At 37.9% G+C, this 25,364-nt stretch carries 23 protein-coding genes and 1 pseudogene; 14 read left to right on the forward strand and 10 right to left on the reverse strand.

Annotation, left to right across the window (positions count from 1 at the left end):
• Positions 1-648: 648 nt before the first annotated feature.
• From ABD005_RS14145 to cysZ, 6 genes are all read right to left on the reverse strand, one after another.
• Positions 649-2,430 carry a GGDEF domain-containing protein gene (locus ABD005_RS14145; RefSeq protein WP_343818231.1) on the reverse strand — a complete coding sequence of 594 codons (1,782 nt, stop codon included), beginning with the start codon at positions 2,428-2,430 and terminating at the stop codon, positions 649-651.
• Between the two features lie 56 nt (positions 2,431-2,486).
• Positions 2,487-2,810 (reverse strand): hypothetical protein, encoded by a 324-nt coding sequence (locus tag ABD005_RS14150; protein ID WP_215980419.1) that lies wholly within the window; start codon positions 2,808-2,810, stop codon positions 2,487-2,489.
• A 28-nt stretch (positions 2,811-2,838) separates the two neighbouring features.
• Positions 2,839-3,645 (reverse strand): SAM-dependent methyltransferase, encoded by an 807-nt coding sequence (locus ABD005_RS14155; RefSeq protein ID WP_343818234.1) that lies wholly within the window; start codon positions 3,643-3,645, stop codon positions 2,839-2,841.
• A 38-nt stretch (positions 3,646-3,683) separates the two neighbouring features.
• Positions 3,684-4,277, reverse strand: a complete 594-nt coding sequence (locus ABD005_RS14160; protein WP_343818235.1) for a GNAT family N-acetyltransferase — start codon at positions 4,275-4,277, stop codon at positions 3,684-3,686.
• 25 nt (positions 4,278-4,302) lie between these two features.
• Positions 4,303-4,899 carry a hypothetical protein gene (locus ABD005_RS14165; protein WP_343818237.1) on the reverse strand — a complete coding sequence of 199 codons (597 nt, stop codon included), beginning with the start codon at positions 4,897-4,899 and terminating at the stop codon, positions 4,303-4,305.
• A 148-nt stretch (positions 4,900-5,047) separates the two neighbouring features.
• Complete coding sequence (gene cysZ, locus ABD005_RS14170) at positions 5,048-5,809, reverse strand: sulfate transporter CysZ (RefSeq protein ID WP_343818239.1); 762 nt, start codon at positions 5,807-5,809, stop codon at positions 5,048-5,050.
• A gap of 203 nt (positions 5,810-6,012) precedes the next feature.
• On the opposite strand from cysZ, the gene zipA reads away from it, so the two are divergent.
• From zipA to ABD005_RS14185, 3 genes are all read left to right on the forward strand, one after another.
• Entirely contained in the window at positions 6,013-7,101 is a 1,089-nt protein-coding gene (gene zipA / locus ABD005_RS14175; protein ID WP_343818241.1) for a cell division protein ZipA, read from the forward strand.
• 188 nt (positions 7,102-7,289) lie between these two features.
• Positions 7,290-9,344, forward strand: a complete 2,055-nt coding sequence (ligA, locus tag ABD005_RS14180; RefSeq protein WP_343818243.1) for an NAD-dependent DNA ligase LigA — start codon at positions 7,290-7,292, stop codon at positions 9,342-9,344.
• Entirely contained in the window at positions 9,341-9,676 is a 336-nt protein-coding gene (locus ABD005_RS14185) for a DUF3392 domain-containing protein (RefSeq protein WP_343818245.1), read from the forward strand. The genes ligA and ABD005_RS14185 overlap by 4 nt, the downstream gene beginning before the upstream one ends.
• An 85-nt stretch (positions 9,677-9,761) precedes the next feature.
• On the opposite strand, the gene ABD005_RS14190 is transcribed toward ABD005_RS14185, so the two are convergent.
• Together ABD005_RS14190 and ABD005_RS14195 are read right to left on the reverse strand one after the other, a co-directional pair.
• Positions 9,762-10,157 carry a hypothetical protein gene (locus tag ABD005_RS14190; protein ID WP_343818247.1) on the reverse strand — a complete coding sequence of 132 codons (396 nt, stop codon included), beginning with the start codon at positions 10,155-10,157 and terminating at the stop codon, positions 9,762-9,764.
• 225 nt (positions 10,158-10,382) lie between these two features.
• Positions 10,383-11,744: a Na+/H+ antiporter NhaC family protein gene (locus ABD005_RS14195; RefSeq protein ID WP_343818248.1), complete on the reverse strand. Its 1,362-nt coding sequence runs from the start codon at positions 11,742-11,744 to the stop codon at positions 10,383-10,385.
• A gap of 306 nt (positions 11,745-12,050) precedes the next feature.
• Between ABD005_RS14195 and bamJ the strand changes: the two genes are divergently transcribed.
• The 8 genes from bamJ (at position 12,051) to ABD005_RS14235 (ending at position 20,701) form a co-directional block, all read left to right on the forward strand.
• The gene (gene bamJ, locus ABD005_RS14200) at positions 12,051-12,662 is read left to right on the forward strand and encodes a BamJ family beta-barrel-assembly machinery protein (protein ID WP_215980409.1); all 612 of its coding nucleotides are present in this window, start codon (positions 12,051-12,053) and stop codon (positions 12,660-12,662) included.
• Between the two features lie 51 nt (positions 12,663-12,713).
• On the forward strand, positions 12,714-13,142 hold the full coding sequence (locus ABD005_RS14205) for a hypothetical protein (RefSeq protein ID WP_343818251.1): 429 nt from the start codon (positions 12,714-12,716) through the stop codon (positions 13,140-13,142).
• Between the two features lie 102 nt (positions 13,143-13,244).
• Positions 13,245-14,051, forward strand: coding sequence for a 4-hydroxy-tetrahydrodipicolinate reductase (dapB, locus tag ABD005_RS14210; RefSeq protein ID WP_343818253.1), 807 nt, complete (start codon positions 13,245-13,247; stop codon positions 14,049-14,051).
• A 259-nt stretch (positions 14,052-14,310) separates the two neighbouring features.
• Positions 14,311-15,486, forward strand: a complete 1,176-nt coding sequence (carA, locus tag ABD005_RS14215; RefSeq protein WP_215980406.1) for a glutamine-hydrolyzing carbamoyl-phosphate synthase small subunit — start codon at positions 14,311-14,313, stop codon at positions 15,484-15,486.
• Positions 15,487-15,514: 28 nt separating this feature from the next.
• A complete protein-coding gene (carB, locus tag ABD005_RS14220) occupies positions 15,515-18,733 on the forward strand; it encodes a carbamoyl-phosphate synthase large subunit (RefSeq protein WP_215980405.1) in 3,219 nt (1,072 codons plus the stop codon).
• Between the two features lie 154 nt (positions 18,734-18,887).
• Positions 18,888-19,364, forward strand: coding sequence for a transcription elongation factor GreA (greA, locus tag ABD005_RS14225; RefSeq protein WP_215980404.1), 477 nt, complete (start codon positions 18,888-18,890; stop codon positions 19,362-19,364).
• A 205-nt stretch (positions 19,365-19,569) separates the two neighbouring features.
• Positions 19,570-20,415 (forward strand): SPFH domain-containing protein, encoded by an 846-nt coding sequence (locus ABD005_RS14230; protein WP_343818254.1) that lies wholly within the window; start codon positions 19,570-19,572, stop codon positions 20,413-20,415.
• Between the two features lie 88 nt (positions 20,416-20,503).
• A complete protein-coding gene (locus ABD005_RS14235; protein WP_343818256.1) occupies positions 20,504-20,701 on the forward strand; it encodes a type II toxin-antitoxin system antitoxin in 198 nt (65 codons plus the stop codon).
• Positions 20,702-20,782: 81 nt separating this feature from the next.
• Here the strand turns inward: ABD005_RS14235 and yhbY are convergent, their stop codons facing one another.
• Positions 20,783-21,079: a ribosome assembly RNA-binding protein YhbY gene (yhbY, locus tag ABD005_RS14240; protein ID WP_215980401.1), complete on the reverse strand. Its 297-nt coding sequence runs from the start codon at positions 21,077-21,079 to the stop codon at positions 20,783-20,785.
• 212 nt (positions 21,080-21,291) lie between these two features.
• Between yhbY and rlmE the strand changes: the two genes are divergently transcribed.
• The gene (gene rlmE / locus ABD005_RS14245) at positions 21,292-21,921 is read left to right on the forward strand and encodes a 23S rRNA (uridine(2552)-2'-O)-methyltransferase RlmE (protein WP_215980400.1); all 630 of its coding nucleotides are present in this window, start codon (positions 21,292-21,294) and stop codon (positions 21,919-21,921) included.
• Between the two features lie 48 nt (positions 21,922-21,969).
• Here rlmE and ABD005_RS14250 read toward each other — a convergent pair.
• Positions 21,970-22,224 (reverse strand): annotated as a pseudogene (locus ABD005_RS14250) (hypothetical protein).
• Positions 22,225-22,424: 200 nt separating this feature from the next.
• Between ABD005_RS14250 and ftsH the strand changes: the two are divergent.
• Positions 22,425-24,404 (forward strand): ATP-dependent zinc metalloprotease FtsH, encoded by a 1,980-nt coding sequence (gene ftsH / locus ABD005_RS14255; RefSeq protein ID WP_343818258.1) that lies wholly within the window; start codon positions 22,425-22,427, stop codon positions 24,402-24,404.
• A 129-nt stretch (positions 24,405-24,533) separates the two neighbouring features.
• The gene (gene folP, locus ABD005_RS14260) at positions 24,534-25,364 is read left to right on the forward strand and encodes a dihydropteroate synthase (RefSeq protein WP_343818259.1); all 831 of its coding nucleotides are present in this window, start codon (positions 24,534-24,536) and stop codon (positions 25,362-25,364) included.

Here is a 25,364-nt window from a genome sequence, read left to right on the forward strand (position 1 = left end):
ACTCTTATTTAAGCTTCCGACTCGCCGAGAAGATAGAAAATATCCCCGATGGGTTAAACCTAAACCATCCAAGTATCCCCATAAAAAGAAAAATGCCAGTCAGCTTAACTGACTGGCATTGGGCATTAGCCCTTTTTTATTACTTTTTTTATGGCGGCTTTCTCTAATAATTAACCTGAACTCGGTTTAAGAGATATTTAACAAATTGAAATATCAGCAAAAATTACTTTCATGAACCTCTAGCTTGATAGTTTTTCTTCTTTTCATATGATAAGCAAAGCAAATTTCGCGTCAATAGGGAGCTATTGCAAGTAAATTTAACGAAGAAGTTAGGAAGAGTAGCTGCTAGAGAAACATTTGTTAAGCCGAGATCAGGTTAAGTTAATAGTAATAAACGAACAAAAGACATTCTAATACTAAGGCGTCCATGAATATACTTTCAAGCGCTTGCGCCTAATGTGGTTACGAATGGAGTATAAGATTGAAGTGATTTTCAGGCTATAAGTGTGATAATACTTGTTATAATTTAATAAAGTTCGCTGCATTTAAATATAAAATCAAAAAGCAGTGAAATAGTAAATAATCTGACTTTGTAATACCTGAATTATTGTTTTTAATAGTACTCTCTAAAGGTACACTCTAAAGGTACTATCTAAAAGTATTAACGCAATTTCTTCCGTGTTCTTTAGAAGCATACATCGCACTATCAGCATCACCGAGTAAGTCAGTTAACTCAAAGCCAGATATAGCAACATCACTTATACCAAAGCTTGCCGTTATTTGGTCATTAAGACCTAAAGCCTTATAGTCAATTTGTTGAATACTTAATCGACATCGTTGGGCTATATCTTCGGCGATAATAACGCTACACCCTGGTAATATATAGGCGAACTCCTCGCCACCTAAGCGACCTAAAATATCATTTTGCCGACCAATTTTTCTACAGACTCTCGCGACTTCTTTTAAGGCTTTATCGCCTATAGCATGACCGTAGTTATCATTAATGCGTTTGAAATTATCTAAATCAAATAATACACAAGTTAATGGCTGCTCTGTTTTTTGACAGTGCTTTAAGGAACTTTTTGCGAGCTGAATAAAGTGACCTCTGCTATGTACCTTGGTTAAACTGTCATACTCGGTTAACTGTTTTAAACGTTGCTGAACTAACCATGATTTATAAGCCCATAAAGCAAGTGCCATTAAAAATACGATTAAAAGCATAATCAAAAGTAATGAGTTTTCAGCTTGTTTTTTAGTTAATAGATGTTGAACACTAAGTAAATCAATTTGCTGATTTTGTTGCTCTATACGCTGTTTATTCGCGTAATCATTGTGTTTAGCTAATTGGAATGCGATTTGTTTTGCCTGCACTTCATCGAGGTGTTTTTGCGTCGCTTGGCTATATTTTTTATGAAAATATAAAGCCTGTTCAAAGTTACCTTCTTGCTCCGCAATTTGAAAAAGTAGTTTGTAAGTTGCCGCAATCTCTTTATTTTTTGTTAAACCACCGCCTACATCTTCAGCTAAAAGAGCATATTCTTTTGTCTTATCTATATCACTTTTCAAATGATATGCCTGCGCTAATAAATTATAAGTTAAGCTAATCAAAACTTTATAATGGGTAGACTTAACAGCATTTAAATGTGGCAGTAGGGCATTAATCGCATCATCTGCGTTTTTTTCATTTAAATGCAAGCGAGCTTGGTAACTTCGAATAATTCCTGTAAAAATCGGTTCATTGGCTTGTTGGCAAACTTCAATGCCTTTTGTTAATTCATTGCTTTTAATAGATAGTTGTTGGGTTTCTAATTTAGCCAATAATACCAATTGATTAACTATACAATGAGTTCTTTTTTCACTGATGTTGTGTAATAGCTGCTCACTATAATCAAGAGCTAACTGGTATTGCTCAATTTGGTTATAGAAGGCTATTACTGACACAAGTGCTAATTTAAAGTGTTCATCCCCTTCAATACTCTTTCTGGTTGTCAGTACCTTGGCTACTTGCTGTAAACCTTCTTGCCAACGTTGTTGTAACGTATATAGATTTATCAAACTATAGTTTGCTCTGAATTTGATTAACTCACTGGTGTTCGAGCCTAATAAAGCTAAGAATTTTTTTTCGCCTTCAAGGTAGTTTCCCTGATAAATTGATTTGGAAGCACTAAGGTAAGTTAAATGATGGCGTTGAGACTCGCTTAACTTAGTAATATTATTCTCTAGTTTGGTAATGATCTCTTGCCCTAAAGCAGGAGCATGGCTACGTAGTTTATCAGCCTCAATTAGCATACTATCGATATTTAAAAGGTTATTTTCACTAACACCTTGAGTGGCATAACTAGCGTGACTACACAGTATAAAAAGCGCATAAAATAAGCCTAAATAAAGCTTATGTAAAAAATTGTATTTATGAGAGAGATTTATCAACATATTAATTTTATAACTGCCGAGTAATAGTTACTCGGCTTATTTGGTCAATGAGTAAGTTAAATGGCAAATTTTATGAGGCTTTGTGCTTCTTTGTTATCTTCTTGATCACCTTCTTGCTCATCTGTTTGCTCTTCTTCGTCTTCAGCAGGAAAAATTCCGACACACTTTATGTTACCACTAAGGTTAAGTTGAGCTTCTAAACTCGAAATATCTTGCTCAAGTAGTGCTTTCTTTAATTCGCATGTGATGTCTGTACTTTTAATCGCATGACTTTTAGGTTGTAACTCTTGAAGTGTCGACTGTGTCGCCAGTTGTTCAATTAATTTAATCGTATTTTTTTCGGCATCAGTAATGAGATTGTTAACAGTGTTACTTTTCATAGAATATCCTTGTTTTTATAATTAAGCGTTAAACTAATTTAAGTTTGGGCTGGTTACTTTTTCGCCCTAAGCCTTCGAGTTTATCAAGTATGACTTGATTTACTAGCATTTTCTTTGTTGGTGGAATGACCAGTGTAGTATGTTGATAAATTTTATGACTTGCTAGCTCATTTAAAGGCACTTTATCGGCTCGCACTGTTTCTATTGGTAGTACTTTTGCTTGATATAATATTACGAGATGATCATCAGGATAAAATGTCGTTAATAAGTCCACTAAAACTTGTTTATAAGCTTTATCAGTATTAAATTTTGTTAATGACCTGTCACCAGTAAAACCTACTTGCCATAGTACTAAATATGCACTGGTATCTATCTGGCGTTGATAAAATAAAAACTGACTCGCTTCAAAGTGAGCGCAGCCATAGCTACCTGGGTCTATCGATAAATCTGCATATAAGCATGATTCAGCAGATATCCCTGGCTCCATGTGAGCATTAAACCCTTCAATATGAGCTATTTTTATTGCACGGTGAGCAACACAAGCAAAAACTCCTGGGTGACCATAAAAAGCTGCCACTACTTTTTTACCTGCTTTTACTTCATCAATAATGGCGTTAACCATTTCATTGTAACTGTGGTTGCGGTTTTTACCTTCTTGATAAAAGCTTTGTAAGCTACGTACATCATTATTTTTTTCTGCTAACCAGCGCTCAGTAATTGCAGAGGCCATTAAAGAGAAAACCACATCGGCATGCTCTATATGGCTTTGACAAATAGGGCTAATATGAGCACCAAGCATCATGCCAGTGCCTACGCAAACTAAACTCCCCTTCATAATATTCCTTCTACGCGTGTGCGCCTATTTTAATGATTTTAAACATGACCGGCTTGCCATTGTTGTGCAGTTAATTGCTGCACTAACATGGCATTTTTACTCTTAAGTGTCGATTTGCTTTTACTGAGCGATAAATTGTTAGGCGATTTGTGAGCGAGTGATGTAAAGCCTAACTTTCTAGCAATAATTTGCATTAAGTTATTGTCTTGATGAAAGCGAATGTTAACTTGGGTTAAAGATAGCTTGTTAAAGCAATAACCTAATAAACCCATTAATGCTTCTTTAGCAAACCCTTGTTTAGTTACTTCAGGTAAGAGCAATACGCCAATCTCAATATTAGCGAGTCTTTCTTGCTTCCATTCATCGTATACCATGACAATACCAAAACTCATATTTGTCGCTGTATAAGGAGCGTTTAAGCACTTCAAAGTAATAGCCCAAGTGTTAATGACGCGGTTTTGGTTTTTATTAAAATGTAGAGCGCTATAGAAAGTCTTTTTAGCTTTTTCTGCGCTATAGGGAGCTGACATATAAGCCATGGTATGCTTACTAGTGTATAGCTGACAAAACATGTCTTGATCAGCAGCGATGAGCGGCCGCAAAGTAAGCCGCTCAGTGGGTATTGATAACATTGAGTTATTAAATTGAGAAAACTAACTACAGAAGCGTGTTTTTATCTAATAAAGTGACAATAACGTCAACTTGTTGCTTTTTATCTTGTGGTGAAATAATCACCCGTATTTGCTGTTCATTAGCACGAAAGTGCAACGTCAAACGACCGTACTGAGTACCCTGACTCACTAACTCTCCATAAGCCTCTTGATAAAACTTGATAATATGAGCTTGGTTTGCAAAAGTATAATAGTTAACAATAGCGGGCAGTTCATCATCAAAATTAGCGAAAATAATAGCGTCTTGTATTACAGGAATAAACTGGTTCTCACTTTTGGTGATGTGTTCCAAAAATAGTGTAGGGTTACTTGCTAAAGGTTTTGCTGTACGAGGTTCAGTAGCGGAGGTATCATCTGGACTATTGTCAGAGTTTTTGGCATTAACAATATCAGGTGTTGATAGTTTTGGAATAACAACATCAGGCTCTTCATTAACCGTAAACTTGTAAGCAGCACCACTCATCATCGCTTTAGGATGATCGGAACTTGTGCTTTGGCTAGTGTTTGCTGTAGCAGAAAAACTGATGCTGGCATAAATCACCGTCAAAACGATAGTTAGTTGCGGTTGTTGTAATACTTTCATTTGTGGTAACTTCCTGCTGTTGAATATTTTACTTTATAAATTTATTTCAATATATCCGATTTTTATCGCTTAGGCGATAAAAAGCCTATTTTTGTTGGTAACATCAACAATTTGTTTAAAGAATAGATAAAACTTGCTTAAATAAAAATTAGTATGTTCGAGTGACAAAATTATTTTTATAGTGATCTACCCATATCGCTGTTGCACCGCAAATAGCAACAGGCATTACAATAAAATTAATAATTGGTAACATAGAGAATATAGCGATGGTTGCCCCAAAACTATAGCTTAAGCCTTGTTTTTGTTTTAATGCTACTTTCATTTCATTAAACGGCACTTTATGGTTATCAAACGGGTAATCCTTGTATTGAATAGCCATCATCCAAGTAACAAATAAAAACCAAATGATTTGGCCTATTACGGGTAAAAACCACATAATGATAAAAAAGCCTATAGCTCTTGGTAAGTAATAATAGAGCTTACTAGCTTCACGTTTTAGTGTTCTGGGAATGTCCTTAATTACAGCGAAATTGCTTTCTTGGGGAAGGGAGTCACCCGATAAAAGTGCTTCTGCTTTTTCAGATAATAAACCGTTAAAAGGCGCAGCTAGCCAATTGGCAGCGCTACTAAAAACAAAAGAAAAAACCACCAAAATAGTGAGTACGGCAAGTGGCCATAACACCATACTTAACCAATTAAGCCAATTGGGGAGCCAGCCGAGTAAGGCGTTCATGTAATGCTCAAGCTCTAATACCATAAAATACAACGCAATAGAAAAGAGCATGATGTTAATTGCCAGCGGAATAAAGACAAATTTTCTTAAGCTTTTGTGAGTGATCAATTCCAAGCCACGAAAAAAATAACTGGCTCCATTAGAAGTTACAGGTAATGTACGCATAGAGTTTTCCATTTAAGAGTACTTTTTATAATTAAATAAAGATGTTAGCGCATTAAAAACGATGACACAGTATAAATTGCGCCTCAGTGTAATAACAGCACTAACTTGTTACAAAATACCAAAGTTTCTGATAAAGTTGCTTGATATGATGTTACGCAGAACGTAACGAATAGCGTATGTAATATATCAACACGGTTAGTAAACAGGCTTAAAAAATGGAAGATAACTTCAGAAACGTATTAATTATTATTAGTGTCCTTGTGATTGGCGCTATTTTTGTACATGGTTTATGGACTATTCGTAAGCAGAAGAACCCTTATAAACTCAAAGCAACAAAAGAACGGGTAGAGCCTGTTTCTCGTGATTTTGACGGTAGTGGTTTTGATCAAGATGGTATTGGTCAAGTGACGGTAAAAAAACAATCGTCATGGCAAGATACAACAAATCAGCCAGTTGAAAATAGCTTCGAAGAAGAGCATACATCGATTAATGAAAGTGAAGCTTTAATTAATACCGAGCTTGATTCAGCCCAAAATAGTGACTGGTTTAATGAAGGGCCTCCTAAAACCTTTAGTAAAGAAGAATTAGGAGACGATCTTGTTTTAACGCAACAAGTGGCAACAAGCGAGACTCAACCTGAACCCGAGCTAGAACTAGCTAAAGAAAACACAAAAGTAAAAAGAGAGCCCGTTTATCAGCAACCCGTAATTAAAGCAAAACCGTCTCGTGTTAAACCTCCTGTTAATAAAGAGCCTGTAAAGCGTGAACAAATGGAAATTAACTTTGCTGAGCCAGTACAAGAAACTAATACAGAACAAGTGAGCGATACTCAAAGTACGGTAGACACCGTTAGCCAAACCGCTGAAAAAGTTGAGCCACAGGTTATTGTCTTATCAGTAGTTATGCCTGCCAATCAACAAATGTTAGGTGCCGCACTATTACCAAGCTTATTAACTTTAGGGCTTAAATATGGCGAAATGAATATTTTTCATCGTCATCAAGATAACGCCGGTAATGGTGATGTTACTTTCAGCTTAGCGAACATGATGCAGCCGGGATCGTTTGATTTAGATAGCATGGAAACCTTTGCAACGGCTGGGGTTAGCTTGTTTATGATGTTACCTAACCACGGTGATCCTTTTGTTGTTTTTGAGCAGATGCTTAACGCTGCCAAACAGTTAGCTACAGAGTTTAATGCGCAAATTCTCGATGATAAAAGAAATGTCATGACTCAACAAACAGAGCAGCATTATATGAGTAAAATTCGTGAGTTCGATCGCTTAAACCGTATAGCTTCCGCTTAAAGTAATAACGAATAATAATTACCAATATACAAGCTCTATTACTGCTTAGGTTGTGTGTTGGTAATTATAGTGTTTTGAGCTAACTTACCGTTAAAAAGTCGTCAAATGGTTTCTAATTAACCCATATAATTCTTAGTATTATCGCCACTTATTTTATTCTTTTTCTATAGCCTTATTGAAGCATTTATATGTCAAACCCCACTGAACAAATCAATGAAATAAAAAAACTAATTAATCAATATAATCATCAATATTATGTTTTAGACGAGCCAAGTGTTCCTGATGCAGAATACGACAGATTAATGCAGGCATTAATTGCCCTAGAGCAAGAGAACCCAACACTTAAAACTACCGACTCCCCAAGTCAAAAAGTAGGTGGCTTAGCGTTAAAAGCATTTACTCAAGTAACGCACCAATTACCGATGCTATCTCTTGATAATGTATTTGATTTAGCTGACTTCAACAGTTTTATAAAGCGTAATAAAGAGCGTTTACATAGTAATAAGGCTCTAACGCTTTGTGCCGAGCCTAAACTTGATGGTTTAGCGGTAAGCCTTCGATATGAAAAAGGTATTCTCGTACAAGCAGCGACGCGTGGCGATGGCGCCATTGGTGAAAATATTACTGAAAATATTCGTACTATTAAGTCTATACCATTGAAGTTAATTGGCGTATTGGAGACTGATTACCCTGAGGTTGTCGAAGTGCGCGGTGAAGTATTTATGCCAAAAGCAAGCTTTGAGCAGCTTAATGAGCAAGCCAAAAAACGTGGTGACAAAATATTTGCTAACCCGAGAAATGCCGCCGCAGGTAGTTTACGTCAGCTCGACTCTAAAATAACAGCTAAACGTAATTTGGCTTTTTATGCTTACAGCTTGGGTTTTGTCGGTAACTTGCAAGGTGATGAGTTAACTGAAGAATTTTTTGAAAGCTCTCACTATCAGCGTTTATGTCAAATAAAGCTGTTGGGCTTGCCTATGTGTCCAGAAGTACGCTTGTTATCAAATGAAAATGAGAGTGAAGCATTTTATCAAAACATTCTCAGCAAGCGCGCCGCGTTGAGTTATGAAATTGATGGAACGGTATTTAAAGTTGATGATATTAATCAGCAAAAACGCTTAGGTTTTGTTGCGCGAGCACCGCGCTGGGCTATTGCTTATAAATTCCCTGCGCAAGAAGAGTTAACAACCGTTGAAGATGTTGAGTTTCAAGTAGGTAGAACTGGCGCAATAACCCCTGTAGCCCGATTAAAACCTGTTTTTGTTGGTGGTGTTACTGTTTCTAATGCAACTTTGCATAATCAAGACGAAATTACGCGTTTAGGGTTAAAAATATCTGATACGGTTATTATTCGCCGCGCGGGTGATGTAATCCCACAAATTGTTAGCGTAGTGTTAGCTAAACGCCCTGAAAATGCGCGTGATGTGGTTTTCCCTAGTACTTGTCCAGTATGTGACTCTGACGTTGCAAAGCCCGAAGGTGAAGCCGTTTTACGTTGTACTGCAGGACTGTTTTGTCCCGCGCAGCGTAAAGAAGCGATTAAACACTTTTCATCACGTAAGGCACATGATATTGACGGCTTAGGCGATAAACTGGTTGAACAATTAGTCGATGAGAACATGATTAACACACCTGCTGATTTGTTTAATTTAACTGAAGTACAAGTATCGACAATGGAACGTATGGGGCAAAAGTCAGCCACTAAATTAATTACCTCGCTAGAAAAAGCAAAAAATACTACTTTGGCTAAGTTTATTTATGGTCTAGGTATTCGTGAAGTTGGAGAGGCAACTGCTGGTAACTTAGCCGCACATTTTTATACCTTAACTGCCATTGAAGAGGCAACGATAGAGCAGTTGCAAGCGGTACCCGATGTGGGTGAGGTCGTGGCTAAAAATATTATTAACTTTTTTAAAGAATCCCATAATATATCGGTTGTTAGTGCCTTAGCCGAGTTAATGTCGTGGCCTGATATTGTGAAAAAATCTGCTGATGAGCAGCCCTTAGCCGAGCAAACCTTTGTATTAACAGGGACACTAACTCGAATGGGCAGAAGCGAAGCTAAAGCAGGATTACAATCGCTTGGTGCCAAAGTATCAGGCAGTGTCTCAAAAAATACTCATTATTTAGTTGCCGGTGATAAAGCAGGCTCTAAATTGACGAAAGCGCAAGACTTAGGAGTTAAAGTGCTGACGGAAGACGAGCTAATTGCACTGTTTACTGAACATAATATTACCTTATGAAAGCGTTGATATTATCTGCTTTAAATGAGCTTGGGCTTTGGTGTCGACCTTACCAATATCAAATTGCTTTGGCTATTATTGCCACATTACTGGTGATTTTTGGTAACGACATTAATGCCAGCATAAAAAAACTCTTAAGCAAGCAACACTTAATTGTACGACTGTGCGCTTTTATTTTTATTTGTGCGGTTGGCTATGGTTTATTAACCGTTTGGCTAACAAGTTTGCTGGCAGCGCAGTTGGCGAATATACCAACAGTATACCTTGCGCCAGCTATTGTTGTGATTTTTGCTGCTTTAGCGCTTTACGCACAAAAACAACGACATATTTAAGCGTAACAAACACACATTAGCCGACATAATAGCTAATGTGTTTTATTTTATTTTATTTTATTGTGTTGTTAGCTTAATGGAGGGGTTAGCCGACGACAATGATCGCGTATAAAAATATCAACGTTGGCATTGGTAATAAAATAAAAAATAATACCGCTTCGCACCATTCAACTGCTCGGTAAAGTTTAAACCAATAACTGGACGATTTACTTTTTTCCGAAGATATTTTAGCCGCTTCTTTTTTCGAGGGAAGTTGCTGAAAAAACCAAATAAAAGCGCTAAATACCAGCAACTGCAAACCACTAAACAAAATCAAAAAGGCTAACCAAACTAGCAGCGTTGGTGTGTTGGCGTTAATTTGTGCCTGTATTAACGTAAATAATATAAGTAAAGGAGTACTCCAGCCTAATAAACGCCAGCGCAAAGATAAAAACCGCTGGGCAATTAGGTGGAATAAGTCGGGGGAGCAGTAAAGTTTCATCCGTATGTTATTACCTTAGGGACTGTTGAACTTTCGAGATTGTTTTTGCAGCTCTTTGTTGAACAGTATTTGCTTAGAATGACTAGGCAACACACTGTCTTGCGTGATTAAAACGCTTTTATCTCGAACGAAATTTAATCGCGAAAGTTCAACAGCCTCTAGTCTTCACTTAAAAAATGCTTTTGATACAAAATCCTTTAATCATTTATTGATCATAGCATGAAGTTAGTTGTTTTTTCGGGTTAATCGCCAAAAAGAAAAGCCGGCAACAAAAAATAATACCATAGGATAGAAAGCGTGGCTTGCCACCTCGATAGGTGAAATCTTTAAGGTGGCCCCTAATAATAAAGCTTGAGCGCCATAAGGCAATAACCCTTGGTTGATACAAGCAAAAACGTCTAACAAACTTGCTGACTCTGCCGGACTTAATTCGCCGTCAGTGGCGAGGTTTTTAGCGGTGTCGCCGGTCACTATAATTGATACGGTATTATTAGCAGTAAAAAAATTACACAGAAAAGCTAGACCGGCAATACCAAAACCAGCGGCACGCTTATTATTACTTGGACTTAATTTTCTAGCGAGTGACTCTATTGCCTTTGTTAATGCAGCTAAACCACCTTGTTGTCTTACTAACTCACTTAACCCCCCCATAAATAAAGATAAAATGAATATATCTTGCATGCTTGCAAAGCCACTATTAATGTCGTTTACCCAAGCGGATACTTGATAATCACTCGTTAACATACCTATAACAGCGGCGAGTATTATTCCTGCAACTAATACAGCAAAAACATTAACCCCCATCAAAGCTAGAACTAAAATAACCGCGTAAGGGAGCAGGCCAATTAACGAAGCATCACTGCTAATACTATGATTGACCTCTCCACCTAAAATAGCAAAAGCCACCAAACAGATTAACGCTGCAGGTACGGCAAATTTAAAATTTACTTTAAACTTATCTTTCATATGTGCGCCTTGACTGCGCGTTGAGGCTATCGTGGTATCTGAAATAATAGATAAGTTATCGCCAAAAATTGCACCAGAAACAATACAACCAGCAACAAGCGCTGCATCAAGCTGTGCTGAGTCGATAAATCCAAGTGCAATGGGAGTGATTGCGGCAATGGTTCCCATTGATGTGCCCATAGCTGTAGATAAAAGTGCAGCAACCAGAAACAAACCAGGCAGTAGTAGATAATCTGGAAAAATGGCTAGCCCTAACTCTACACTTGCATCAACACTGCCTGTCGCTTTTGCTACCACCGCAAAAGCACCTGCTAATAAGTAAATAACACACATGGTAGTAATGTTGCTATTACCTGCACCAGAGATAAATTGAGCAATTTGTTGGTTAAGTGAGCCTGTACCTATTCGCATACCGGCATATATCGCTACCAAGATCGCTGGGATAATAGCAATACTTGCAGGTAATTGAGAAAAGGCAGAATAGACACCTTGTAACGTTAATATAATGCCGGTACCTAAAAATAGGCTTAAAAACACCGCAAAAGGTAATAACGCACTGAGTTTTGGAGTAATTAAACTTGGCTTAGTAAATGTAGGTGAAGGTTGTTCTTCATGATTCATAGTAATGTTCTGTATTATCAACAATAGAGTGCATTATAAAAGCATAACAGAAACTGTCAATATAGATGTTTAGATGGCTAAATGGGGTTGGGAGGATTATGTAAAGATTAATGCGCTTTATTGCGACCATAAAGAAATAGAGTGCTTTAATAATAGCTTTATTAAGCCATCGTATAATTTATTACGATTTACTTTGTTACTACACTACAGTGACGTAAAGATTTATGATAAAATCCGACAAATTTTAAACCCTATCTAAAAATATTCAGTCTATGAATGGCTGATAATATCTGGAGTTAGTGAATAATGTCATTTGAAACAATTGAACAACGTGTAAGCTATGGTGTAGGTCGTCAACTAGGTGACCAATTACGTAACAACCCTTTTAAAGAGTTTGATATTACGGCAGTACAAGCAGGTATTGCTGATGCATTAGCTGATGCTGCAAGCCAAGTATCGGATGAAGATTTAAATGAAGCATTCACTGTTGTTTCTAAAAAATTACAAGAGCTAGAGCAAGCAGCAGCCAAAGAAGCAGCAGCTGCAGGCGAAGCCTTTTTAGCTGAAAATGCTCAACGTGCAGAAGTCACTGTAACTGAATCAGGTTTACAATACGAAGTAATTACTACTGGTGAAGGCGAAAAGCCAGCAGCAGATAGCACAGTAAGTGTTCATTACCATGGTACATTTGCAAATGGCGATGTATTTGATAGCTCTGTAGAGCGTGGACAACCTGCTGAATTCCCAGTAAATGGTGTTATTGCTGGCTGGACTGAAGCATTACAGTTAATGACTGAAGGTTCAAAATGGCGTTTAGCTATTCCTTATAACTTAGCTTACGGCGAACGTGGTTCACAAGGTGCTATTCCTCCTTATGCAACGTTAGTATTTGATGTTGAGTTATTAAGCATTAAGTAAGTTATTTTTAAAGCCCTCCGTTGAGGGCTTTTTATTGAACTGATATTAAGAATGAATACTAACAAAATAACTAATCTTTTTACTCGTTACTTGCAGTACTTTAAAACGTACAACTTAGCGGGGATTGCTAGTTGCTATCACTTACCTTGTACATTAAATACGCCTGATAAGTTAACGCTTGTTGTTAATGAGCAAGAGTGCCATGCAGCACTAGGGGAAATATTTACTCAGTTAAAAGAAGCTGAAACCTCTAATATAGTAGCGAGAAAAGCCAGTTACCAACAAATAGACGAAACGGTTTTTTTAGTGAGCATTGATTGGGATTTTTTCGATGGTAACCAGCAGATTTTTGCTGATTTTACTGCGCTATATCATGTGTTAGTTGTAGCTGATGAATTAAAAATAATGAATGTCATTTCTCATGAGCTTAGTAATTCATTATCACTAGAGCATTCATTCTCAATATCGGTTACTGCTTAACTAATGGCACCTTAATATATTAAACAGCATCAATTAAAAACTATTAAAGGCAATTTAACTATTTTTTAAATTGCCTTTTAAAGAAAACTCAAAGAGAAAAGTATGAAAGTAAAAGTAGCTATTTTAGGTTGTAGCGGCCGCATGGGACGTAATTTAATACAAGCGGCACATGAACACGAAAGCATTGAGCTAGTGGGTGGTAGTGTGCGTGAAAGTTCATCTTTTGTTGATTTTGATTTAGGTGAATTAGCAGGTATCGGCGCAATTGGTCTAAAAACTTCAACATCATTAACACAGTTAAGTCATGCCGACGTGTTTATTGATTTTACTTCAATAGAAACCACGTTAGAAAACTTAGCTTGGTGTAACGAACATCAAAAAGCCTTAGTGATAGGCACAACAGGCTTTAGCGACGAACAAGTTGCTACCATTAAAAACGCAGGTAACACTATGCCGGTAATTTTAGCGCCTAACACCAGTGTTGGTGTAAACCTAATGTTTAAATTACTACAAATTACCGCAAAAGCGATTGGCGACTATACTGATATAGAGATTTTTGAAGCCCATCACCGTTTTAAGAAGGATGCACCGTCAGGTACTGCGGTAAAAATGGGACAAGTGATTGCCGATGAATTAGGGCGAAACCTTAATGAGGTTGCAGTTTATGGCCGAGAAGGAATCACCGAAGAACGTAAAAAAGAAACCATTGGTTTTGCGACAGTAAGAGCCGGCGATATTGTAGGTGAGCATACTGCTTTTTTTGCTGATTTAGGTGAGCGCCTTGAAATAACCCATAAAGCTAGTTCACGTATGACTTTTGCACTAGGTGCAATGCGAGCTGCTTTTTGGCTGCAAAATGCAGACAATGGTTTTTATGATATGCAAGACGTTTTAGGGTTAAAGGATTAAAAAGCTAAAAGGTTGATAAAACCATCCTGATTATAATTTTTAACTTGTTTTTAGGATGTTATAACGAAGATAAGTGCTCTTTTTGACGGTTTGAAAACAAAATCACCTAAAAGAGCTGTTTTTTATGATTTATTACTAGACGAAATAATACTACAAGCGTAAAATAAGTGGATTTTGTCAAAAATTTAGAGGAATTTAAGTTTTTGACATTTTTTATGTGCAAATTTTGCGTTTATTTTTTCTTCCTTTGGAGGTTACATTGGCTACATCTGCTATTTTAGTGCTTGAAGACGGCACTGTGTTTAAAGGCACCGCAATTGGTGCAAAAGGATCGGCTGTTGGTGAGGTGGTATTTAATACCTCAATGACAGGTTATCAAGAAATTCTAACCGACCCCTCTTACGCAGAGCAAATTATTACCCTAACTTACCCACATATTGGTAATACAGGTACAAATAGCGAAGATAAAGAATCGAATAGTATTGTAGCTAAAGGGTTAGTTATTCGTGATTTACCTTTACTAGCAAGTAACTTCCGTAATGAACAAAGCTTAAGTGAGTACCTAATAGCGCATAACATTTTAGGTATAGCTGATATTGATACGCGTAAATTAACACGTATTTTACGTGAGAAAGGCGCACAAAACGGTTGTATCGTGAATGTATCAGATAGCGATGAAGAAAGCTTAGTAGCAGAGCAAGAAAAAGCCTTAGCGCAAGCTAAATCATTTCCAGGTCTTAAAGGCATGGACTTAGCTAAAGTTGTTTCAACTAAAGAACAATATCAATGGGACGAAGGTAGCTGGACACTGAAAGTAGCCGATGGTGAAGGTACCGGTTTCACTAAACCAGCGAGTTACGATTACCATGTTGTCGCTTATGACTTTGGCGCAAAAAGTAACATATTACGCATGTTAGTAGACCGTGGTTGTAAGTTAACCGTTGTGCCAGCTCAAACACCTGCTAGCGAAGTACTTGCGATGAATCCAGATGGTATTTTCCTATCTAATGGCCCAGGTGACCCAGAGCCATGTGACTACGCAATTACGGCAATTAAAGAGTTCTTAACAACAGATATTCCAGTATTTGGTATTTGTTTAGGTCATCAATTATTAGGTTTAGCGAGCGGTGCAACTACATTAAAAATGAAGTTTGGTCACCACGGCGCTAACCACCCAGTAAAAGATCATGCGCGCGATGTGGTAATGATAACTTCACAAAACCATGGTTTTGCAATTGATGAAGCTAACATTCCAGCTAACATTAAAGTGACGCATACTTCATTATTTGATGGCTCAATTCAAGGTATTCATTTAACCGATAAGCCAGCATTTAGCTTCCAAGGTCACCCTGAAGCAAGCCCTGGACCACATGATGCGGCACCATTATTTGATCACTTTATTGATTTAATTAAAGTATTTAAAGAAAACCAATAAACTCACAAGACAAGAGAGAAAGACAACCATGGCAAAAAGAACTGATTTAAAAAGTATCTTGATCTTAGGCGCTGGACCAATCGTTATTGGCCAAGCCTGTGAGTTTGATTATTCAGGTGCACAAGCGTGTAAAGCCCTTCGCGAAGAAGGCTATCGAGTTATTTTAGTTAACTCTAACCCTGCAACAATTATGACTGACCCAGAGATGGCCGATGCTACTTACATTGAGCCAATTCATTGGGAAGTTGTTCGTAAAATTATTGAAAAAGAACGCCCATGTGCAGTATTGCCAACAATGGGTGGTCAAACTGCATTAAACTGTGCGCTAGAACTTGAAGCTAAAGGCGTATTAAAAGAGTTTAATGTTGAAATGATTGGCGCTACAGCTGATGCAATTGACAAAGCAGAAAACCGTGAACGTTTTGACCAAGCAATGAAAAACATTGGTTTAGAATGTCCACGTGCAGAAATCGTACATACTATTGAAGAAGCGCATGAAACATCAAAGCGCATTGGCTTCCCATGTATTATTCGCCCTTCATTTACTATGGGTGGTACCGGTGGTGGTATCGCTTATAACATTGAAGAGTTTGATGAAATCTGTACTCGTGGTTTAGATTTATCACCAACTAATGAACTATTGATTGATGAATCATTAATTGGTTGGAAAGAGTATGAAATGGAAGTAGTTCGTGACAAAAATGATAACTGTATCATTATTTGTTCTATCGAAAACTTTGACCCTATGGGTATTCATACGGGTGACTCAATTACCGTAGCACCAGCACAAACGTTAACAGATAAAGAATACCAAATCATGCGTAACGCTTCATTAGCGGTATTACGTGAAATTGGTGTTGAAACTGGTGGTTCAAACGTACAGTTTGGTATTTGTCCAGATACAGGCCGTATGGTTATTATCGAAATGAATCCACGTGTATCTCGCTCATCAGCTTTAGCATCAAAGGCAACTGGTTTCCCAATTGCTAAAATTGCGGCAAAACTTGCGGTAGGTTACACACTTGATGAGTTATCTAATGATATTACTGGCGGAAAAACACCAGCATCATTTGAACCAACAATAGATTACGTTGTAACTAAGATCCCACGTTTTAACTTTGAAAAATTCGCAGGCTCAGAAGACCGTTTAACGACGCAAATGAAATCTGTTGGTGAAGTCATGGCTATTGGCCGTAACCAACAAGAGTCAATGCAAAAAGCATTACGCGGCTTAGAAGTTGGCGTAAACGGTTTTGATCCAATTGTTGATGTGAGCCAACCAGGCGCTAAAACTAAAATCATGCATGAGCTTCAAGAAGCAGGTGCTGACCGTATTTGGTACATTGCGGATGCATTCCGTTTAGGTTTAACGGTAGAAGATATCTTTAACGCTACTAAGATTGACCGTTGGTTCTTAGTTCAAATTGAAGATATCATCAAAGAAGAAGCAAATGTTGCTGATGGTGGTTTAAAAGTATTAACCCCCGATTACTTACGTAAACTTAAACGTAAAGGTTTTGCTGACTCTCGCCTTGCTAGTGTTATTGGTGTTAGCGAAACTGAAATTCGTAAAAAGCGCCATGCTGCAGATATTTACCCTGTGTATAAGCGTGTTGATACCTGTGCGGCTGAGTTTAGCTCAGATACCGCTTACATGTACTCTACTTATGATGAAGAGTGTGAAGCTAACCCGAGTAATCGTGACAAAATCATGATTTTAGGTGGTGGTCCAAACCGTATTGGTCAAGGTATTGAATTTGATTACTGCTGTGTACATGCAGCTTTAGCATTACGTGAAGACGGTTATGAAACTATTATGGTTAACTGTAACCCTGAAACAGTTTCTACCGATTACGATACATCAGATCGTTTATACTTTGAGTCAATTACTTTTGAAGACGTACTTGAAATTGTTCGTATTGAAAAGCCTAAAGGCGTTATCGTACAGTACGGTGGTCAAACACCACTTAAGCTAGCCCGTGCTTTAGAAGCGGCAGGAGTACCAATTATTGGTACCTCACCAGATGCTATTGACCGTGCGGAAGATCGTGAGCGTTTTCAACAAGCGGTTGACCGTTTAGGTTTACTACAACCAGAAAATGCAACGGTTACTTCACTTGATGAAGCAATGGCAAAAGCCGAAAGTATTGGCTTCCCATTAGTTGTTCGCCCATCTTATGTATTAGGTGGTCGTGCGATGGAAATCGTTTATGACTTAGAAGACTTGCGTCGCTATATGACAGAAGCGGTAAGCGTATCAAATGACTCACCAGTATTACTTGATCACTTCCTTGATGATGCCATTGAAGTTGATATTGACGTAGTATGTGATGGTACCGATGTTGTTGTTGGCGGCATTATGCAGCACATTGAACAAGCAGGCGTTCACTCGGGTGATAGTGCATGTTCACTTCCTGCATACAGCTTAAGTCAAGAAGTACAAGATATTATGCGTAAGCAAGTAACCGATTTAGCGTTTGAGCTAGGTGTTATTGGCTTAATGAATACGCAAATGGCGGTTAAAGATGGCAAAGTTTACTTAATTGAAGTAAACCCTCGTGCAGCACGAACTATTCCATTTGTCTCTAAAGCTACATCTGTACCTTTAGCCAAAGTTGGTGCGCGTGTTATGGCAGGGAAATCTCTAAAAGAGCAGGGTATTGTTGAAGAAGTTATTCCACCATACTTCTCTGTTAAAGAAGTCGTTATTCCTTTTAACAAGTTCCACGGTAGTGACCCGCTTGTTGGCCCAGAAATGCGCTCAACAGGTGAAGTAATGGGTGTTGGTAATACTTTTGAAGAAGCTTACGCTAAAGCTAACTTAGGCGCTGGTGTATCAGTACCTAAAGAAGGTCGCGCGTTAATTTCTGTTCGTGATAGCGATAAAGAGCGAGTATTAGAGTTAGCTAAAATCATGGTTGATTTAGGTTACGAGCTTGATGCAACGCACGGCACAGAGATTATTTTACGTGAAGCAGGTGTGCCAGTTCGCCGCGTTAATAAAGTACATGAAGGTCGTCCACATATTCTTGATAGAATCAAAAACAGTGAGTACAGCTACATTATTAATACAACAGAAGGTCGTAAAGCGATTGAAGATTCAAAAGTTTTACGTGGCGGGGCATTACGTTATAAAGTAGCTTACACTACAACGTTAAATGCTGCGTTCGCTGCTTGTATGTCGCATGCCGCTGATGACCGTAATACGGTAACATCAATTCAAGAACTACATACACGTTGTAAATAAAGTATTCTAATTGTCACCTTGAAATAACGGCTTAAAAACGTTATTTCAAGGCTAGTTAAGTATGACTAGGTTCTTATTATTGTAAAAAGAATAGACGCGGATCAAAATAAAAAAGTTGTTTTTTAACAACTTTTTTCTTTAAAAAGAAGAGATTATGAGCCAATATCCAATGACAGTTCAAGGCGCAGATAGATTGCGTGAAGAGCTAAACCAATTGAAAACAGTAAAACGTCCAGAAATTGTTGCTGCAATTGCCGATGCTCGTGAGCATGGTGACTTGAAAGAAAATGCAGAATACCATGCAGCGCGTGAGCAACAAGGCTTCTGTGAAGGACGAATTCAAGATATTGAAGGTAAGTTGGGCAACGCTCAAATTATTGATGTATCAAAAATTACCAATACAGGTAAAGTGTTATTTGGTACAACAGTTACGTTACTTAATATTGAAACAGAAGCTGAAGTTACTTATCAAATCGTTGGTGATGATGAAGCGGATATTAAGCAAAACCGTATATCAATTAGTTCACCTATTGCCCGTGGTTTAATTGGTAAAATGGTTGATAGCGAAATTGAAATAACAACCCCTGGCGGCGTTGTTGAATATGAAATTATTGCCGTTGATCACATTTAGTTTACCCGTTAGTTAATCGAGTCAATTGCTCGAGTTAATTGATAGAACTAGCTAACTTGATTGAAAATAAAAACCCCATACTCTTTTGAGTCTGGGGTTTTTTATTGCTTTGAACTAGGGCTGTTATTGACAAAATAACAAAAGACAATATAATCAAAGTCATTCCAAATGATATCTTTTTGATATCACTTTATCCGAGGTGTTTATGCAAGAGAAAAAAGGTTTTTCATTAAATGGTTATGCAGTTTTTGTAATATTGTTAGTCATTGCAGGCTTTGTTTTGAGTCAAGCGGCAACTAATAACATCAATATTGCTACTGTTATTGTTGCAATGATAGCGGTACTGACTATTCCTGGTTTCTTTATGGTACAACCTAATCAGGCTATGGTGATGACGTTTTTTGGCAGCTACGTCGGAACGGTTAAATCAAACGGCTTACAATGGACAATTCCTTTGTTTATTCGCAAAAGCATTTCTTTGCGTATTCGCAATTTTGAATCTAACCAAATGAAAGTTAACGACTACCATGGTAACCCTATTGAAATTGCAACTGTGGTTGTTTGGTCAGTTGATGATACCGCTGAAGCTTTCTTTGAAGTCGATGACTACCTTAGTTTTGTTAATATTCAAAGTGAATCAGCGCTGCGTAATATGGCGATTAGTTATCCTTATGATCAACATGAAGGTGATGAAATTGCCTTGCGAAGCCATCCGCAGGAAATATCTCAAGCGCTAAAAGAAGAAATTCAACAACGTTTAGGTAAAGCAGGTATGAAAGTTCACGAAGCACGTATTAGCCACTTAGCTTATGCCCCCGAAATAGCCAACGCGATGTTACAAAGGCAGCAGGCATCAGCTATTATCGCCGCACGAAGTATGATTGTTGATGGTGCGGTTGGTATGGTTGAAATGGCATTAAGCCAGCTTTCAGCGAAGCATATTGTCGAGTTAGATGAAGAACGAAAAGCGGCAATGGTGAGTAACTTACTTGTGGTGTTGTGTAGTGATAAAAGTACGCAACCCGTTGTTAATACTGGTAGTTTGTATTAATCATGTGCAACTTAAGTAAATAGATTACTTTTATAGTTTTAGGTTTATTATTTGTGATAAGTGATCAAACATCAGCAGAGGAGTAATAATGGCAGCTAAAAAAAGCTACCCTTTAAGAATTAATCCAGAGGTTCTTGCTGCAATGCAGCGTTGGTCTGACGATGAGTTACGTAGTGTTAATGCACAAATAGAGTATGTATTAAGAAAGGCGCTTGTTGACTCAGGTAGAGTAAAGCTGGTTGAAAAAGTTATTACCATGGTGGAGGATAACACGGCTAAAGAATAATAATGCTTTGCATGTTATTTCATACTTTGCGCGAAATATTTTACAATTTCGCGCAAAGGTATTATCGGCTCAGCAATAATATTAGATCTTAGGAATATGGATCTTTTTCTCTGCACTTTGACGATAAATGACTAATGTTTTACCAATAACTTGTACTTGGGTTGCATTAGTTTCACGACAAATTGCTTCAACAATTAATGCCTTTGTTTCTCTGTCATCTGTTGGAATTTTTACTTTAATTAATTCATGATGATTTAAGGCATAATCAATTTCAGCAACAACGGCCTCAGTTAAACCATTACTACCAAGTAAAACCACTGGTTTTAAAGGGTGCGCTACACCTTTAAGGTGTTGAATTTGTTTTTTGTTTAAGCTCATTACTCAATTTCATTATCTGTTGGCTTGAATTGACGCTATTTTACCCTTATCTAGTAATTAATACTAATACCAATCGCACTAATTTTATAATCTGTTATAAATGAGTCGCTTTAAGTCACCTGATAAAATTTATTACAGTCGACTTTGGCTACTTCCTCAATCCTAATGGTATAATCTCAATAAATTAATGTGCTTTTAATGAGTAAGCAAACATGACGAATAAAAAACACAAAGTAAGTAGCCAGCGCTGGCTTGATGAGCACTTTGAAGATGAATATGTTAAAAAAGCGCAGCGTTTAGGTTTACGCTCTCGTGCTGTTTTTAAAATAGAAGAAATAAATAATAAAGATAAATTAATTAAACCTGGTATGAAAGTGGTTGATCTAGGCGCTGCGCCAGGAGGTTGGTCTGAATATGCGGTAAAAGCCGTTGGCGATAAAGGGCAAGTAGTTGCATGCGACATATTACCTATGGATGCCATTGCCGGTGTTGATTTCTTAGAAGGTGACTTTCGAGAAGAGGCGGTATTAGAAGCATTACTTGAGCGCATTAGCGGGAAAAATATTGACGTTGTTATGTCTGACATGGCCGCAAATATGACAGGTAACGAAAGTGCTGACTCTGCACGTAGTATGTACTTAGTTGAGCTTGCACTAGATATGTGTAGTGAAGTGTTAAAGCCTAATGGTGCTTTCGTGGTGAAAGTATTCCAAGGGGCTGGCTTTGAGCAATACATGAAAGATGTTAGAGCTGTTTTTAAAACCGTTAAAACCCGTAAGCCTGAATCATCAAGAGCACGTTCAAGAGAAGTTTATTTGGTAGCTACAGGATATAAAGGTTAATTTATTTTCTTAGCTAACCTATTAATTACTCCATTGAGTTAACGCCAATTAATTAGGGACTGTTGACCTTTCGAGATTGTTTTTGCAGCTTTTTGTTGGGTATTTATACAAGGCAGAGCCTTTGTTGTGTGGTTATTCAGGACAATAAGCTCCTGCATTGTCTAATAAGCTACATCCATGTAGCGCCACATAAAAAGGTGATAACGCAGTAAAAATACCCAACAAATGCTGTCCGAAGGATTCGGCTAAAAGCGTTTTACTCTTTGTTGAACAGTATTTGCTTAGAATGACTAGGCAACACACTGTCCGCCGTGATTAAAACGCTTTTATCTCGAACAAAATTTAACCGCGAAAGGTCAACAGCCCCTAGGCAAGTTGTAACCAGTTGTAACTTGTTGCTAAAGTTAAATGGCGACTAGACTTGAATTGTAGTAAATTAAACACAATTAACATTATTAAAACTTTTTTTAATAAATTATCACGCACCACAAGAGGTCATTAAGTTGAGCGATATGGCAAAAAATCTTATTTTATGGTTAGTTATTGCGGTTGTTTTAATGAGTGTATTTCAGAGTTTTTCTCCAAATACTGCTCAAGAACAGCAAATGGATTATACCCGCTTTATTCAAGATGTCCGCCAAGGACAGATTCGTGATGCGAAAGTTGATCGAAATGGTGTGATCACCGGCGAAAAAAGAAGCGGTGAAGCTTACGTTACCACCATACCCGGTGGTTTTGATCGCGACTTAATTAACGACTTAGTTAAGCAAGGTGTTCGCGCTGAAGGTAAATTACCAGAAGAAACAAGCTTCTTAACGACTATTTTTGTATCTTGGTTCCCGTTCATCCTTCTTATTGGTGTGTGGATTTTCTTCATGCGTCAAATGCAAGGCGGTGGCGGTAAAGGTGCTATGTCGTTTGGCAAAAGTAAAGCACGTCAGTTAACCGAAGAGCAAATTAAAACAACCTTTGCAGATGTTGCTGGTTGTGATGAAGCAAAAGCAGAAGTTGCAGAGTTAGTTGATTACTTAAAAGAGCCTACTCGCTTTCAAAAACTCGGTGGTCGTATTCCATCAGGTATTTTATTAGTAGGCCAGCCTGGTACTGGTAAAACATTATTAGCAAAAGCCATTGCTGGTGAGGCGAAAGTACCGTTTTTCACCATTTCTGGTTCAGACTTTGTCGAAATGTTTGTTGGTGTTGGTGCGTCTCGTGTACGTGATATGTTTGAGCAAGCGAAAAAAGCAGCGCCTTGTATTATCTTTATTGATGAAATTGATGCCGTAGGTCGCCAACGTGGTGCTGGTATGGGTGGCGGTCATGATGAACGTGAGCAAACATTAAACCAAATGTTAGTAGAAATGGATGGTTTTGAAGGTAATGAAGGCGTTATTGTTATTGCCGCAACTAACCGTCCAGACGTATTAGATCCAGCATTACTTAGACCAGGTCGTTTTGACCGTCAAGTCACGGTTGGTTTACCTGACATTCGTGGTCGTGAGCAAATTTTAAAAGTTCATATGCGTAAAGTGCCATTAGCTGACGATGTAAATGCATCGGTTATTGCGCGAGGTACACCTGGTTTTTCTGGTGCTGATTTAGCCAACTTAGTCAATGAAGCAGCGTTATGGTCTGCACGTACATCACGACGCTTAGTGGGTATGTACGAGTTTGATAAAGCTAAAGACAAAATCATGATGGGCTCAGAGCGCAAAACTATGGTGATGAGTGAGTCAGAAAGAGAAATGACTGCTTACCATGAAGCAGGCCATGCTATTGTTGGACGTTTAGTGCCAGACCATGATCCTGTTTACAAAGTGAGTATTATTCCTCGTGGTCGCGCTTTAGGTGTCACGATGTACTTACCTGAACAAGACCGCTTTAGTCACTCTAAGCAACATTTAGAAAGCAACATATCATCACTTTACGGTGGTCGTATTGCAGAAGATGTTATTTATGGCAGTGATAAAGTCTCAACGGGTGCTTCAAATGATATTGAACGTGCAACTAATATTGCTCGTAAAATGGTTACTCAATGGGGCTTATCTGAAAAAATGGGGCCTATGCTGTTTGCAGAAGAAGAAGGTGAAGTATTCTTAGGAAGAACGTCTGCCAAGTCTTTACATATGTCTGATGAAACGGCAAGAGCTATTGATGATGAGATTAAAGCGGTTATTAACCGTAACTATCAACGCGCTGAAAGCTTGATTAAAGAAAATATGGATGTTTTACATGCCATGAAAGATGCTTTAATGAAGTATGAAACGATTGATGCGCTACAAATTGATGACTTAATGGCACGTACTGACGTAAGAGCTCCAGCTGATTGGGACGATAACAGCAGTGATTCATCACCTGATAATCGTGCTAATAAAGGCGGTGGTGAAAAAGCAGAAGAAACGGCTAATAGTGAAAGTGCCGAAAGTAAATCAGATGAAACACCTGATTTAACTAAACCAGAAGGCAATTCATCAACAAGTTAAGCCTTACTTGTTAACTTAATGTAAAGCCTCGGTGTTGAGTAAACACCGAGGCTTTATTGTATATAATGATGTAAACTAGCATCAGTAAAAAATACGTTTATTCAAAAATTAAGAAATACAATTAATATTATGACTGTAAACTCTGCAATAAACTTATCCACAGTTAAAATCATGGGAATTTTAAATGTAACGCCTGATTCATTCTCCGATGGCGGTAAATTCTTGCATACCGACTTAGCGTTGCAGCAAGTTGAAGCGATGATAAACGATGGTGCCACTATTATTGATATAGGCGGCGAGTCAACCAGACCAGGTGCTGCTGAGGTTAGTGAAACTGACGAATTAGCGCGAGTTATTCCGCTATTAAAAGCGATCAAAGAAAACTTTACGGTTGAAGTGTCTATTGATACCAGTAAAGCCGGCGTTATGGAGCAAGCTATCAGCTATGGCGCTGATATCATCAATGATGTGCGAGCACTGCAAAATGACAACTGTTTAAATGTTATGGCCAATACAACAGTGCCTATATGTTTAATGCATATGCAAGGTTTACCTCGGACGATGCAACAGGCCCCCAAATATAATGATCTTATTGGCGACATTAGTGACTTTTTCAAGCAACGTATTGATGCTTGCTTGACGGCAGGTATTGCACGCGAACGTTTAATTTTAGATCCCGGCTTTGGTTTTGGGAAAACGCTATCGCAAAATTACCAATTACTTAATCAACTATCAGCGTTTAAAGCGTTAGGTTTGCCTATTTTGTCGGGTACTTCTCGTAAATCAATGATTGGCAATTTATTATCATGCGAGGTAACAGAGCGTCTTGCGGGAAGTTTAACCACAGCCATTATCGCAATGCAGCAAGGGGCAAGTATAATTCGAGTGCATGATGTTAAAGAAACGGTTGATGCGCTCAATATTTTAAAAGCAACCAATAATTATCACGTATTAAATTGA

This window comes from Colwellia asteriadis (assembly GCF_039523295.1).
In the GTDB taxonomy this organism is placed as follows: Bacteria; Pseudomonadota; Gammaproteobacteria; order Enterobacterales; family Alteromonadaceae; genus Colwellia; species Colwellia asteriadis.